This window comes from Streptomyces sp. NPDC046335, from assembly GCF_055587985.1.
Genome location: NZ_JBVJFF010000005.1, coordinates 1 through 13,961, shown reverse-complemented (window position 1 = coordinate 13,961; position 13,961 = coordinate 1). Strand labels below are relative to the sequence as shown.

Annotated in this window: 13 protein-coding genes; 10 read left to right on the top strand and 3 right to left on the bottom strand. The window is 71.6% G+C overall.

Going from position 1 to position 13,961, the window contains the following annotated elements:
* Positions 1 to 8: 8 nt before the first annotated feature.
* On the bottom strand, positions 9 to 497 hold the full coding sequence (locus ACZ6JY_RS12450) for a metallopeptidase family protein (RefSeq protein WP_469195084.1): 489 nt from the start codon (positions 495 to 497) through the stop codon (positions 9 to 11).
* A gap of 310 nt (positions 498 to 807) precedes the next feature.
* Between ACZ6JY_RS12450 and ACZ6JY_RS12445 the strand changes: the two genes are divergently transcribed.
* From ACZ6JY_RS12445 to ACZ6JY_RS12405, 9 genes are all read left to right on the top strand, one after another.
* Complete coding sequence (locus tag ACZ6JY_RS12445; protein ID WP_447039410.1) at positions 808 to 1,179, top strand: DUF3499 domain-containing protein; 372 nt, start codon at positions 808 to 810, stop codon at positions 1,177 to 1,179.
* A 277-nt stretch (positions 1,180 to 1,456) separates the two neighbouring features.
* The gene (locus tag ACZ6JY_RS12440; RefSeq protein ID WP_469195082.1) at positions 1,457 to 3,073 is read left to right on the top strand and encodes an L-lactate permease; all 1,617 of its coding nucleotides are present in this window, start codon (positions 1,457 to 1,459) and stop codon (positions 3,071 to 3,073) included.
* Positions 3,074 to 3,229: 156 nt separating this feature from the next.
* Entirely contained in the window at positions 3,230 to 4,594 is a 1,365-nt protein-coding gene (locus ACZ6JY_RS12435; RefSeq protein WP_469195080.1) for a phosphomannomutase/phosphoglucomutase, read from the top strand.
* A gap of 197 nt (positions 4,595 to 4,791) precedes the next feature.
* Entirely contained in the window at positions 4,792 to 4,968 is a 177-nt protein-coding gene (locus tag ACZ6JY_RS12430; protein WP_447039413.1) for a Trm112 family protein, read from the top strand.
* 283 nt (positions 4,969 to 5,251) lie between these two features.
* Positions 5,252 to 6,451 carry an SIS domain-containing protein gene (locus ACZ6JY_RS12425; protein WP_469195078.1) on the top strand — a complete coding sequence of 400 codons (1,200 nt, stop codon included), beginning with the start codon at positions 5,252 to 5,254 and terminating at the stop codon, positions 6,449 to 6,451.
* Between the two features lie 76 nt (positions 6,452 to 6,527).
* On the top strand, positions 6,528 to 7,679 hold the full coding sequence (gene manA / locus ACZ6JY_RS12420; protein ID WP_469195076.1) for a mannose-6-phosphate isomerase, class I: 1,152 nt from the start codon (positions 6,528 to 6,530) through the stop codon (positions 7,677 to 7,679).
* Between the two features lie 127 nt (positions 7,680 to 7,806).
* On the top strand, positions 7,807 to 8,766 hold the full coding sequence (locus ACZ6JY_RS12415) for a cation diffusion facilitator family transporter (RefSeq protein ID WP_469195074.1): 960 nt from the start codon (positions 7,807 to 7,809) through the stop codon (positions 8,764 to 8,766).
* A 304-nt stretch (positions 8,767 to 9,070) separates the two neighbouring features.
* Entirely contained in the window at positions 9,071 to 10,528 is a 1,458-nt protein-coding gene (gene ahcY / locus ACZ6JY_RS12410) for an adenosylhomocysteinase (protein ID WP_469195072.1), read from the top strand.
* Positions 10,529 to 10,842: 314 nt separating this feature from the next.
* Positions 10,843 to 11,457 carry a hypothetical protein gene (locus ACZ6JY_RS12405; RefSeq protein WP_469195070.1) on the top strand — a complete coding sequence of 205 codons (615 nt, stop codon included), beginning with the start codon at positions 10,843 to 10,845 and terminating at the stop codon, positions 11,455 to 11,457.
* Positions 11,458 to 11,484: 27 nt separating this feature from the next.
* On the opposite strand, the gene ACZ6JY_RS12400 is transcribed toward ACZ6JY_RS12405, so the two are convergent.
* Positions 11,485 to 12,447 (bottom strand): RDD family protein, encoded by a 963-nt coding sequence (locus tag ACZ6JY_RS12400; RefSeq protein WP_469195069.1) that lies wholly within the window; start codon positions 12,445 to 12,447, stop codon positions 11,485 to 11,487.
* Between the two features lie 87 nt (positions 12,448 to 12,534).
* On the opposite strand from ACZ6JY_RS12400, the gene ACZ6JY_RS12395 reads away from it, so the two are divergent.
* Positions 12,535 to 13,542, top strand: coding sequence for a stage II sporulation protein M (locus ACZ6JY_RS12395; protein WP_469195067.1), 1,008 nt, complete (start codon positions 12,535 to 12,537; stop codon positions 13,540 to 13,542).
* A gap of 129 nt (positions 13,543 to 13,671) precedes the next feature.
* On the opposite strand, the gene ACZ6JY_RS12390 is transcribed toward ACZ6JY_RS12395, so the two are convergent.
* Positions 13,672 to 13,961: hypothetical protein (locus tag ACZ6JY_RS12390; protein WP_469195065.1), on the bottom strand; the 290-nt coding region annotated here is incomplete at its 5' end.

Genomic DNA, 13,961 nt, shown 5'->3' with positions numbered 1-13,961 from the left:
CGCGGGCGTCAGTCCTCGTCCCCGTAGCGCGGGTCGACCGACTCGGGGGAGAGGCCGAGCAGGTCGGCCACCTGTTCGACGACCACCTCGTGGACCAGGGCCGCGCGCTCGTCGCGTCCCTTGGTGCGGATCTCGACCGGGCGGCGGTAGATCACCACGCGGGCGGGCTGTCCGTCGGCCGCCGTGATGGTGCCGCCGAGCGGCACGACCTCGTCGAGCCACTCTCCGTCCGGGCCGCCGGGACCGCCGAGGCCGCCGGAGCCGCCGGGGCCGCCGAGGGGTGGCACCTCCAGTACGAGGAAGTCGATCTCCGCGAGCTGCGGCCAGCGCCGCTCAAGACGCTCCACGGAGTCCTGCACGAGGTCCGCGAAGGTCTCGGCGCGGCTCGCCGAGAGCGGTACCTGCGGCGGCGCCACGGGGCCGCGCATGCCCCTGCCGTGGCGGTCGCGACGGCGGGGCCTCGGTTCTCCGGAGGGGGTCTGTACAGGGTCGTCCATCACTGACGCAGCGTAGTCCTCGAGATCGCCCTTTCCGTACGGAGCGCGGCATGTCGCTTCCTGACCGATCAAGACGGACTTGGACTCGATTCCGTATCTCTCCGTGACCGTCCTGCCCGTGCCAAATGACTCGTTTCAGGCCAAGTGGTGACCGGATTCAACACCACCCGCCCCTGCCGTCACTGGCGTCCCCGCAGGTCAACGAGGTGGCCCGGCGTCACTCCCGGCCCAGGGGCACGTCACGACACGGTGGGGTGACGTCGTCGAGAGTCGTCGCGGCCCGCTCAAGAGTGCGGTACCGTCCAACGCTGTGAGCCCTGTACGTCGCTGTTCGCGCACCGCTTGCGGCCGTCCCGCCGTCGCGACGCTGACGTACGTCTACGCCGACTCGACCGCGGTCCTCGGCCCCCTCGCCACCTACGCCGAACCCCACTGCTACGACCTGTGTGCCGAGCACTCCGAGCGCCTGACCGCGCCCCGCGGCTGGGAGGTCGTCCGGCTCGCCCACGCCTCGGGCCCGACGCGCCCCTCGGGCGACGACCTCGAAGCGCTCGCCAACGCCGTACGTGAGGCCGCGCGCCCGCAGGACCGGGCCGCCGAGGGCGGCGGCCCACGCGCCGCGGACCCCATGGAGGTCGCCCGCCGGGGCCACCTGAGGGTGCTGCGCTCCCCGGACTCCTGACGGGCCCGCCGGGCCCCTGACGCACGCGCCATACGCGCGGCGTCATCGCCGGGCGCCTGACGCCTCGCTGGGCTCTGGCCCGCCGGACCCCTGACGCAGGCGAGGTCACCGGACTCCCCGCGCCGTCGGCAGACCCTCACCAGGCAGACCGGGAGACCGCCCCGCCCCGCGGAACGCCGCCTTCACTGGATCTTCTCTGTCCCATTCCGTCCCACGCGTTGACGCCCGTTCACCGGCGCGACGACGATTTCGCCACCCACAGCCCGGGAGGCGTTCCTTGTTCGTCCAGCAACTGGAGCCCGTCGCCGACTCGCTCGGCCTGTCCGCCCTCGTCGCGACCCTGCCCCTCCTGACCGTCCTCGTCCTGCTCGGCGCCGCCCGCATGAAGGCCCACCGCGCGGGCCTCATCGGGCTCGCGGTCGCCGTCGTCGTCGCCTGGCTCGCGTACGGGATGCCGCTCGGCCAGACCGCCTCCAGCGCCGCACAGGGTGCCCTCTTCGGCCTCTTCCCCATCCTGTGGATCGTCGTCAACGCCCTGTGGGTGTACCGCATGACGGTCCGCACCCGGCACTTCGACGTCCTGCGCCGCTCCTTCGGCCGCCTCTCCGACGACCCCCGCATCCAGGCGCTCGTGGTCGCCTTCTGCTTCGGCGCGCTCCTGGAGGCGCTCGCCGGCTTCGGGGCGCCCGTCGCGATCTGTTCCGTCATGCTCGTCGCCCTCGGCTTCGACCCCGTGCGCGCCGCCGTCGTCGCCCTCGTCGCGAACACCGCGCCCGTGGCCTTCGGCGCCATGGGCACCCCCGTGGTGACGCTGGCCCAGGTGACGGGCCTTCCGCTGGACACCGTCGCCACGGTCGTCGGCCGCCAGACCCCGCTGCTCGCCCTGGTCGTACCGCTGCTCCTGGTGTGGCTCGTGGACGGGCGGCGCGGGCTCCGCGAGACCTGGGTGCCCGCGCTGGCCTGCGGCTTCGCCTTCGCCGCCGCCCAGTTCGCGGCCTCCAACTACGTCTCCGCGCAGCTCGCCGACATCGGGGCGGCCCTGATCGGCGCGGGCGCCCTGGTGGCCGTGCCGCACGCCCGCAGGCCCGCCGCCGAGCCCGTCCGCGCGGCGGTCCTCACCGGCGCCCGCAGCGAGGACCTCGACCACGACGACCCGCGCCCCGAGGTGCTGCGCGCCTACGCCCCGTACGCCCTCATCGTCACGGTCTTCTCGCTCGCCCAGATCCCGGCCGTGAAGGATCTCCTCGCCAAGGCGACGCGGACCTTCGACTGGCCCCTCCTGGACGTCGCCGACCCCTCCGGGGACCCGGTCGGCGGCAACGTCTTCTCGCTGCCCCTGATGGCGACCGGCGGGACGCTCGTCCTGCTCGCCGGCGTGGCCACGGCGGCCGTCATCGGCGTGCACGCGCGCGTGGCGGTGCGGGAGTGGGCGGCCACCGTCCACGAGTTGCGCTTCGCGATCCTCACCGTGACGTCCGTGCTGGCCCTCGCGTACGTCATGAACCTCTCCGGGCAGGCGGCCACGATCGGGCACTACGTGGCCGCCGCCGGCGCGGGCCTCGCCTTCCTCTCGCCGGTGCTCGGCTGGTTCGGCGTGGCCGTGTCGGGCTCCGACACCTCGGCCAACGCCCTCTTCGGCGCGCTCCAGGTGACGGCGGCCGAGCAGTCCGGGCTCTCGCCGGAACTCCTGGCCGCCGCCAACAGCTCCGGCGGCGTCCTCGGCAAGATGATCTCCCCGCAGAACCTGACGATCGCCTGCGCCGCCGTCGGACTCGCGGGCAAGGAAGGCGATCTGCTGCGCAAGGTGCTGCCGTGGAGCCTCGGACTGCTCCTGGTCATGTGCCTGATCGTGGTCGGCCAGAGCACGGTGGTCCTCGGCTGGATGCTGCCGTGAGTGGCGCAGTTCGTTGTCGGTCGTTGCGGGTAGTTTGGGATGCCCGACGTGGGGTCACCGACGTGGGGAAGGATTGGCGTAACTCCCGGGGTTCCAGGTGGCTCCGGGACCGCTGAGTTCGCAGGATCTCCAGAGAGTCTCCAGAGAGGGTTGGCCGTGACTGCTGATCTGTCCCAGATCGTGAAGGCGTACGACGTCCGCGGGGTGGTCCCGGATCAGTGGGACGAGTCGATGGCCGAGCTGTTCGGGGCGGCTTTCGCACAGGTCACGTCGGCGGACGCGATCGTGGTCGGCCACGACATGCGCCCCTCGTCGCCGGGCCTCTCGCGGGCCTTCGCGCGCGGCGCGGCGGCCCGCGGCGTGGACGTCACGGAGATCGGCCTCTGCTCCACCGACCAGCTGTACTACGCCTCGGGCGCGCTAAACCTGCCGGGCGCGATGTTCACGGCCTCGCACAACCCGGCGCAGTACAACGGCATCAAGATGTGCCGCGCGGGTGCCGCCCCCGTGGGCCAGGACACCGGCCTCGGCGAGATCCGCGCCCTGGTGGAGGGCTGGCTCGCGTCCGGCGCCCCCGAGGACGCGGCGAGCGCGGGCACTCTCACGCGGCGCGAGACGTTGACGGACTACGCGGCGCACCTGCGCGGCCTCGTCGACCTGACCGCCATCCGCCCCCTGAAGGTCGTGGTCGACGCGGGCAACGGCATGGGCGGGCACACTGTCCCCACCGTCTTCGAGGGCCTGCCGCTCGACGTCGTCCCGATGTACTTCGAACTGGACGGCACGTTCCCCAACCACGAGGCGAATCCGCTGGACCCGGCGAACATCGTGGACCTCCAGGAGCGCGTGCGCGCGGAGGGCGCCGACCTCGGCATCGCCTTCGACGGCGACGCGGACCGCTGCTTCGTGGTCGACGAGAACGGCGCCCCGGTCTCCCCCTCGGCCATCACCGCCCTGGTCGCCTCCCGCGAGCTGGCCCGCCACGGCGGCAAGGGCACAGTCATCCACAACCTGATCACCTCCTGGTCCGTCCCCGAGGTCGTCAAGGAGAACGGCGGCACGCCCGTGCGCACGCGCGTGGGCCACTCCTTCATCAAGGAGGAGATGGCCAAGACCGGCGCCATCTTCGGCGGCGAGCACTCCGCGCACTACTACTTCAAGGACTTCTGGAACGCGGACACGGGCATGCTCGCCGCCCTCCACGTCCTCGCGGCCCTCGGCGGCCAGGACGGCACGCTCTCCGCGCTGGTCCAGCAGTACGACCGGTACGCGGGCTCCGGGGAGATCAACTCCACGGTCGACGACCAGACCGCCCGCCTCGCCGCGATCAAGACGGCGTACGACGGGCAGGACGGCGTGACCCTGGACGATCTTGACGGCCTGACGGTGACCGCCGCCGACTGGTGGTTCAACGTCCGCGCCTCCAACACCGAGCCCCTGCTGCGGCTCAACGTGGAGGCACGGGACGAGGCCACGATGGCGAAGGTCCGCGACGAGGCGCTGGCGATCATCCGCGGCTAGGGCCTGTCGTCTCGATCAGCCCGGCGTCGCGGGGGCGCGCCCCGGTCCGCCCCCGCGACGCCGGTCCGGCCCCGCGCCCGTCCGCCCCCGCGCCCCGCCCCGCACGGAGGTAGGCTGACCAGGCCGCGCCCTGCCCCGCGCAACCCGTACCGCAGGACCGCGAGAACCCACCACATCAGCTCGAAGGGACCCACCCCATGGCGCTCGAAGCCGGCCTCCTGGAGATCCTCGCCTGCCCGGCCTGCCACGCCCCCCTCAACGAGACGGAGACCGAGCTGGTCTGCACGGCGGACGCCAAGGAGTGCGGCCTCGCCTACCCGATCCGCGACGGCATCCCCGTCCTCCTGGTCGACGAGGCCCGCCGCCCCGCGTAACGGCACGGAACCCCGTAACCGCACGGAACCCCGCGCAACGGCACGGGAGTCCGCGCAACGGCACGGGAACCCGCGTACGGAACCACCTCGCGTACGGCACAAGCGCCCCGCGCGGCACGCGTCGTCCAGGAAGCGCCCGCCGCCGCTCGAACGGAACGGCGCACGTGCCCTCGCGACACCGCACCGCGCAGGGGGAGCGCCGGCCACTCCACGTACCGGCGACGCGCCCCGCACGACAACGCTCCGTGCAGGAAGCCGCGCACGGCGATCGGAGGCCTGACCCATGCTCGACGAGTCGCTGCTGGACGACCCGGAGGCGCTGGCCCGCGCCGACCGCCGAGGGCTGCTGCGGGGCGCCGCGGAGGCAGGCGCCCGCGTCCGCACCGCGGTCCGCCACGCCACCGAGGCCGGGCTCACGGAACTCAAGCCCGACGGCCGCCCCCGCGCCATCCTGATCGCGGGCCCCGGCACCGCCGCCGTCTGCGTGGCCAACGTCCTCGACGGCCTCGTCAGCGCCGGCTGCCCCGTCATCCGCCTCGCCCCGACCGGCGTCGCCCCCGCCGCGGGCGCCCTGCGCTGGGCGCTGCCCGGCTGGGTGGGACCGGTGGACCTGCTGCTCATCGCCACCCCCGACGGTTCCGAGCCGGGCCTCGCGCTCCTCGCCGAGCAGGCGTACCGCCGGGGCTGCACGGTCGTCGCGGTCGCCCCCGCCCGCACCCCGATCGCCGAGAGCGTGGAGGGCAGCCACGGCCTCACCGTCCACATGGCGACCTCGCCCTACGGCGCCTACGAGGGCGCGCACGACGAGGCCGCGCGGTCAGCCGTCTCGTACGAGGCACGCCGGGTCGAGGACGAAGCCGCCCCCGGCGCCCCCGGCACCCTGTGGGCACTCCTCGTCCCGCTCCTCGTGCTCATGGACCGCACGGGCCTCACCGCCGCCCCGGTCGACGCCCTGCACAAGCTCGCCGACCGCCTCGACCGCGTCGCCGAACGCTGCGGGCCCGCCATCGCGACGTACAGCAACCCCGCCAAGACACTCGCCGCCGAGCTGGCCGACGCCCTCCCGCTGATCTGGACCGAGGGCCCCACCGCGAACATCGCGGGCCGCCGCTTCGCCGCCACCCTCGCCGAACTGGCCGGGCACGCCGCGCTCGCCGCCGAGCTGCCCGAGGCGCTGCCCGCCCACGGCGCTCTCCTCGCGGGCAACCCCGCCGGCGGCGACGGCACCGACGACTTCTTCCGCGACCGCGTCGACGACCCGGCGGCCCTCCGCGCGCGCGTGGTGCTGCTCCGCGACCGCCCCGTGGACGCCGGCGGCCTCACCGCGGCCCCGGCCGCGCGCGAACTGGCCCACGGCCACGACGTCGCCCTCAGCGAGCTGGAACCGGAGGCGGGCGACGAGCTCGACGCCCTCGCCGACCTGATCGGCATCACGGATTTCGCCGCCGTTTACCTGTCGCTCGCCGACAGCCCCCGATCATGACCCTGCGGTCCATCGCCGTGCCGCCACCGGTCGACCCCGCAGCCCAGCCTTCGCGTACGTAAGGGAGAGCCCCTCCGTGGACCGCCTCACCAACACCATTCGCCCCTACGCCTGGGGTTCCACCACCGCCATCGCGCAGCTCATCGGCGCTGAGCCGAGCGGCGAACCGCAGGCCGAGATGTGGATGGGCGCCCACCCGGGCGCGCCCTCGCGCACCGCGCGCGGCCCGCTCAACGAGGTCATCGACGCGGACCCGGAGCGCGAACTCGGCAAGGCCGCGGCCGACAAGTTCGGCCCCCGCCTGCCCTTCCTGCTCAAGATCCTCGCCGCCGGCGCCCCGCTCTCCCTCCAGGTCCACCCCGACCTCGCGCAGGCCAAGGAGGGGTACGCGGACGAGGAGCGCCGCGGCGTCCCGATCGACGCCCCGAACCGCAACTACAAGGACGCCAACCACAAGCCCGAACTGATCTGCGCCCTCACGCCGTTCGACGGCCTGTGCGGATTCCGGGCCCCCGCAGAGACCGCGGACCTCCTCGAAGGCCTGGGCGTCGACTCCCTCAAGCCGTACGTCGACCTGCTGCGCGCCCACCCCGAGGACGGCGCCCTGCGCGAGGTCCTGACGGCCGTACTGACCGCCGACCCCCAGGAGATGGCCGAGACGGTCACCGAGGTCACGGCCGCCGCCCGACGACTCGGCGGCGCCTACGCCCCCTACGCCGGCATCGCCCACCACTACCCCGGCGACCCCGGCGTCATCGCCGCGATGCTCCTCAACCACGTACGACTGGAGCCGGGCGAGGCCCTGTTCCTGGGCGCCGGCGTCCCGCACGCCTACCTCGACGGCCTCGGCGTCGAGATCATGGCCAACTCCGACAACGTCCTGCGCTGCGGCCTGACCCCCAAGCACGTCGACGTCCCCGAACTCCTGCGCATCGTCCGCTTCGAGCCCACCGACCCCGGAATCCTGCGCCCCGAGGCCGCACCCGACGGCGAGGAGGTCTACGAGACGCCGATCGACGAGTTCCGCCTCTCCCGGTACGTCCTGCCCGAGGGCGCGGCCCCGCACGACCTCACCGCCGCGACCCCGCAGATCCTGCTCTGCGCCGCGGGCTCGGTCCGCGCGGGCGAACTGACGCTGGCACCGGGCGAATCCGCGTTCGTCCCCGCGGGCGAGAAGGCCGAAGTGTCCGGACCCGGCACGCTTTTCCGCGCCTCTGTGGTGGCCTGACGCACCGGCACCCCCTCGTGCTGCAACAATGGCCCACCGCAAAGGCCGGGCACAGCACTGGCCGGGCAAAGCACTGCCCGCAGTCAACGGCCGAGAACGTACGAAGGCGAAGGGAACCCGGGCACACATGAGCGCGTCAGGCGGAACAAAGGCGATCGTCGCGGCACTCGTCGCGAACCTCGCGATCGCGGTGGCGAAATTCGTCGCGTTCATCTTCAGCGGCTCCTCGTCGATGCTCGCCGAGAGCGTCCACTCCCTCGCCGACTCCGGCAACCAGGGACTGCTGCTCCTCGGCGGCAAGAAGGCGCAGCGCGAGGCGACCCCGCAGCACCCCTTCGGCTACGGCCGCGAGCGGTACATCTACGCCTTCCTCGTCTCGATCGTCCTCTTCTCGGTCGGCGGCATGTTCGCGATCTACGAGGGCTACGAGAAGATCAAGCACCCGCACGAGCTGGAGCACTGGTACTGGCCCGTCGGGGTCCTGGTGTTCGCGATCATCGCGGAAAGCTTCTCCTTCCGGACCGCCATCAAGGAGTCCAACCAGACGCGAGGCAAGCTGTCCTGGACGCAGTTCATCCGCCGCGCCAAGGCCCCCGAGCTGCCCGTCGTCCTCCTGGAGGACCTCGGCGCGCTGGTCGGCCTGATCCTCGCCCTCGGCGGCGTCTGCCTCGCCCTGGCCACCGGCGACGGCATCTGGGACGGCATCGGCACCCTCTGCATCGGTGTCCTGCTCATCCTGATCGCGATCATCCTGGCCGCGGAGACCAAGTCGCTGCTGCTCGGCGAGGCCGCAGGCACCGAGGAGGTCGCGAAGATCGAGAAGGCCCTGGTCGACGGCGACACCGTCACCAAGGTCATCCACATGCGCACGCTCCACCTCGGCCCCGAGGAGCTCCTCGTCGCCGCCAAGATCGCCGTCCAGCACGACGACACGGCCACCGAGGTCGCCGCCGCCATCAACGCGGCGGAGGAGCGCATCCGCGCCGCGGTCCCGATCGCCCGCGTGATCTACCTCGAGCCCGACATCTACAGCGAGCGGGCAGCCGCCGCGGGCGAGAACCCGGCGAAGTCCCCCGACACACACTGAGCCGTACACGGTACGCAGATGGGGCCCCGCACCGGGCAGGTGCGGGGCCCCTCCGCGTACCGCGTCCCCCTGCCGGCAGCCCACCGACCCCGGAGGCGGGCTGGGGTTCACGGGGTCGACCGGTGTAGCTTTGTGACCGAGCCAGACGTCGCTGCTGATGGCGGTCGGGCGGTCCTCGCACGGACCGGCCGAGGGAGAGAGGGCCTCCGACGGACTGCGCTGCGCGCGCCGGTGCACCCTTGTACCTGACGCCGCAGATCAGCCATGCCCACCCCTCGACCCATTCACGAGGAGCAGCTCACACATGACCACTGCCATCAACGGCCAGGACTTCAAGGTCGCCGACCTCTCCCTCGCCGCGTTCGGCCGCAAGGAGATCACGCTCGCCGAGCACGAGATGCCCGGCCTGATGTCGATCCGCAAGGAGTACGCCGACGCGCAGCCGCTCGCCGGCGCCCGCGTCACCGGCTCCCTGCACATGACCGTGCAGACCGCCGTGCTCATCGAGACCCTGGTCGCCCTCGGCGCCGAGGTCCGCTGGGCCTCCTGCAACATCTTCTCCACCCAGGACCACGCCGCCGCCGCCATCGCGGTCGGCCCGAACGGCACGCCGGACAACCCCCAGGGCGTACCGGTCTTCGCCTGGAAGGGCGAGACCCTCGAAGAGTACTGGTGGTGCACGGAGCAGGCGCTGACCTGGCCGAACACCCCCACCGGCGGCCCGAACATGATCCTGGACGACGGCGGCGACGCCACGCTCCTGGTCCACAACGGCGTCAAGTACGAGAAGGACGGCAAAGTCCCGGCCGTCGAGACCGCCGAGAACGACGAGCACCGCGTCGTCCTGCAACTCCTCAACCGCACCATCAGCGAGGGCTCGCAGAAGTGGACCCAGCTCGCCTCGGAGATCCGCGGCGTGACGGAGGAGACCACCACCGGCGTCCACCGGCTCTACGAGATGCAGCGTGACGGCACCCTCCTCTTCCCGGCGATCAACGTGAACGACGCCGTGACGAAGTCGAAGTTCGACAACAAGTACGGCTGCCGCCACTCCCTCATCGACGGCATCAACCGCGCCACCGACGTCCTGATCGGCGGCAAGACCGCCGTCGTCTGCGGCTACGGCGACGTGGGCAAGGGCTGCGCGGAGTCCCTGCGCGGCCAGGGCGCCCGCGTGATCATCACCGAGATCGACCCGATCTGCGCACTGCAGGCGGCGATGGACGGCTACCAGGTCACGACGCTCGACGAGGTCGTCGACAAGGCCGACATCTTCATCACCACGACCGGCAACAAGGACATCATCATGGCCTCGGACATGGCCAAGATGAAGCACCAGGCGATCGTCGGCAACATCGGTCACTTCGACAACGAGATCGACATGGCCGGCCTGGCGGCCATCCCCGGCGTCGTCAAGGACGAGGTCAAGCCGCAGGTCCACACCTGGACCTTCCCCGACGGCAAGGTCCTGATCGTGCTGTCCGAGGGCCGCCTGCTCAACCTGGGCAACGCGACCGGTCACCCCTCCTTCGTCATGTCCAACTCGTTCGCGGACCAGACGCTGGCCCAGATCGAGCTGTACACCAAGCAGGAGGAGTACCCGATCGACGTCTACGTGCTCCCCAAGCACCTGGACGAGAAGGTCGCCCGACTCCACCTCGACTCGCTCGGCGTGAAGCTCACGACGCTCCGCCCCGAGCAGGCCTCGTACATCGGCGTCCAGGTCGAGGGCCCGTACAAGTCCGACCACTACCGCTACTGACGGTCCCGCGGGCCGCCGGTCGGCCCCCGCACCACGGACCAGCCGCAGCCGCAGCCGGCCACCGGTGACCAGGCCAACGGCCAGTACGCATCAGCAGGCCCTCGCCCCCCCGGCGGGGGCCTGCTCCGTACCCTGGCCCGAACCGTCCGATCAGACCCGTCCGATCAGACCCGAGCGGACACGCCCCCACCAGGACTGCGCGGGCACGCCCCGATCAGGACTGCGCGGGCACGCCCCGATCAGGACTGCGCGAGCCCGCCCCGATCAGACCCGCACGGATCAGATCCGCCCCACCCGACCGAGGACCCAAGCCCATGCCCCGCGGCCGATATTCGCTCCATGACGTGCACGATCACACCCCCCTCGGTGAAGAACACTTCCACTGCGCACCCGGCCCCTCGGGCTGGCGCTACGTCTCGCAACGCACCACCCCCACAAACCCCCAGGCAGGCTCCGTCGACCTCGCACTCGACGACCGCGGCCGCCCCATCCGCCTCGAACTCCACGCGGGCGACTGGCAGGTCCGCGCCGCCGCCCTCAACGGCGTCACCTGGGTCCGCACCGACCCCACCCACGCACACGCCACCGAGGACAGCGCCCCCGCCCACGCCTTCACCGGCACATCCCCCGCCTTCCTCATCGCGACGGCCAGGCTGCTGCGCCTCACCCCCGCTTCCCCCGCGACCCGCATCCGCCTGGTCGCCTTCACGGACCCGGTCCTCGCCCCCCGCACCCTCGACCAGTCCTGGGCCCTGCTGAAAAGCGAAGCACACCCCACTGACAACGGCCCTCTGACCGTGGACGAATACCAGGTCACAGCCCTGGACACCGGTGAGCAGCACGCGGTCCACATCGCCGGCGACGTGGTTCTCGCGGCCCCCGGCATCGAGCTCGAACACCTCGAAACCCCGCCGTCCACCTTCGCCTGACGCTCCGCGCCCGCACCGGCCCGAACGTCAGGCAGGCGGCACGAACCCTGTGGGGGAACCGCCCGACCCGGCACCCTCGCGCGGCGGGACCACAGTCCCCGCGCCCTCGCTCGGCGGAGCCACAGGGCTCGCGGCGGGCACGTGCTGCTGGGACGGGTGAACAGGCGCGGCCCACGACGCCTGCACAGCACCACCGGCACCGCCAACTCCAGCAGCACCGGCGGCTTCGACAGGCCCAGCCGTCACGCCGAAGGCGCGCTCCGCGTCCCGCGCCTGCCGCTCCTGCACGACGGCGGCCAGATACGCGGCCGGCGGCACGTCCGGCGGCACCGGGGCACCCGTCCGCGCGGCCAGCTCACCCGCCAGCCGCTCAGCCATCGCCCAGCCCACCTGCGGGTCGAGCTGCCCCATGCGTGTCAGGTACTGGCGAATCGACAGCCACAGCTCCTCCGGGACACCGGACAGATCGGCGCCGGCGAACCGTCCAACGAGCCAGGGCGGCGGAGGAGGAACAGCAGCCGCCCGCCCCGCGGGAACCCGCTCACGTACGACCAACGTGCCCGCGAAAACATCCCCGAGCCGTCGCCCACGCGCCGACACCAGCGACGCGATACACGCGACGACTCCGAACGTCATCAGGATTTCGACGACTCCCACGGCCCCCCGCACCAGCGCATGCCGGAATCGGATCGGCCCACCGTCGTCCCGCACCACCCGCAGCCCGCACGCCAGCTTCCCGAGCGACCGCCCATGGCTGAGCGTCTCCACAGCGATGGGAATGCCGACGAGAATGAGAAGGAAACTGGCGACCGCGACCGCGGCAGCCGCCGCGTCGTCCAGAGAAGCGGTGGAAGCGACGATCGTGATGGTCACCGCCAGATAGACGCCCCACGCCACGGCCAGATCGATCACCAGGGCCAACGCCCGGCTGGGCAGCTTCGCCGGACGCAACTCCAGCGCCACCGCCTCACCTGTCACAAGCTCACTCACGACTGCCGCCCTTCCCCGCCCTGCCGTAGGACTGACCAGTCTGCCAAGCTGAGCCACCACGCGCCGCAGTACGAGGAGCAGCCCCCCATGGACCTCGACGTCTTCGTGACCGCCCACCGAGCCGAGTGGGACCGCCTGGACGCCCTGCTGCGCCGCCAGCGCAAGCTCTCGGGGACCGAGGTCGACGAACTCGTCGCCCTCTACCAGCGCACTGCCACCCACCTCTCCCTGATCCAGTCCAGCGCACCTGATCCGCAACTCACCGGGCGCCTGACGAACCTGGTGGCACGCGCGCGTGCCACGGTGACAGGCACGCGCCGCGCCTCATGGCGGGACGTGACCCGTTTCCTGACCCAGGGCTTCCCCGCAGCGGTCTACCGCGCCCGCCACTGGTGGGTACCCACCGCATTGCTCTCGACGGCCCTCGCGGCAGTCATCGGCTGGTGGATCGCCACCCACCCCGAGGTGCAGTCGTCGATCGCGGCCCCCGCAGAGCTACGGGAACTCACCAGACCGGGGGGTGAGTACGAGACGTACTACTCGAGCCACCCGGCGGCCTCCTTCGCCGCGCAGGTCTGGACGAACAACGCTCAAGCCGCCGCCATGTGCCTCGTGCTGGGCGGCTTCTTGTGCTTCCCAGTCGTGTGGATCCTCTTCCAGAACATGCTCAACCTCGGGGTGGGCGCCGGTCTGATGTCGTCGGCAGGCCGGCTCGACACGTTCCTCGGCCTCGTCCTGCCGCACGGTCTCCTGGAACTGACCGCGGTCTTCGTGGCCGCGGGCACGGGCCTCCGCCTGGGCTGGACGCTCATCGACCCCGGCACGCGCAGCCGCCGCACCGCCCTCGCGGAGGAGGGCCGCGCGGCCCTGGGCATGGCCATCGGTCTGGCACTGGTCCTTTTCGTCTCCGGCGCCATCGAAGGCTTCGTCACGCCCTCGGGCCTGCCGACCTGGGCCCGCGTCGCCATCGGAATCGCCGCCGAGCTGGCCTTCCTGGCGTACGTCTACGTGCTGGGCGGGCGAGCGGCACGCACGGGCGAAACCGGCGATCTGGACCGGACCGACCGCAGTGCGTCGGCCCCCACCGCGGCCTGATGTGCGTCACGCCCCACAGAGCTGCTAGTGTCCTCATCGCCCCGGGAAAACCGTTGACACGGAGGATCCAGGGAGGTAGATTCGAACAGTTGCCTAGAGCTGGACAAGATCCAGCGGTGGCAGTTAGTATCAGCCTGCTTCTTGAATTTCATTGATCGAGAAGCCGCCCCGATCATTCGGAAATCTCAGCCGGTAAGACCGGCCGAAAACTTCTGATAAAGTCGGATCAGCCGAGAGGCAAAGGCCCTCCAACGGCCACCGGAAATGAAATCCGAACCGGAAACGGAACGGAAAACGGATCTGGTAGGGTTGGAAAAACGAAATACCGAAGGGAAGCGCCCGGAGGAAAGCCCCAGAAAATGTTCTGAGGGTGAGTACAAAGGAAGCGTCCGTTCCTTGAGAACTCAACAGCGTGCCAA

What these genes read in the sequence shown, in the direction of transcription:
- ACZ6JY_RS12450 (WP_469195084.1), bottom strand. Translation starts at nt 497, where the DNA reads ATGGACGACCCTGTACAGACCCCCTCCGGAGAACCGAGGCCCCGCCGT.
- ACZ6JY_RS12430 (WP_447039413.1), top strand. Translation starts at nt 4,792, where the DNA reads ATGGCGCTCGAAGCCGGCCTCCTGGAGATCCTCGCCTGCCCGGCCTGC.
- ACZ6JY_RS12425 (WP_469195078.1), top strand. Translation starts at nt 5,252, where the DNA reads ATGCTCGACGAGTCGCTGCTGGACGACCCGGAGGCGCTGGCCCGCGCC.
- ACZ6JY_RS12415 (WP_469195074.1), top strand. Translation starts at nt 7,807, where the DNA reads ATGAGCGCGTCAGGCGGAACAAAGGCGATCGTCGCGGCACTCGTCGCG.
- ahcY (WP_469195072.1), top strand. Translation starts at nt 9,071, where the DNA reads ATGACCACTGCCATCAACGGCCAGGACTTCAAGGTCGCCGACCTCTCC.
- ACZ6JY_RS12405 (WP_469195070.1), top strand. Translation starts at nt 10,843, where the DNA reads ATGCCCCGCGGCCGATATTCGCTCCATGACGTGCACGATCACACCCCC.
- ACZ6JY_RS12395 (WP_469195067.1), top strand. Translation starts at nt 12,535, where the DNA reads ATGGACCTCGACGTCTTCGTGACCGCCCACCGAGCCGAGTGGGACCGC.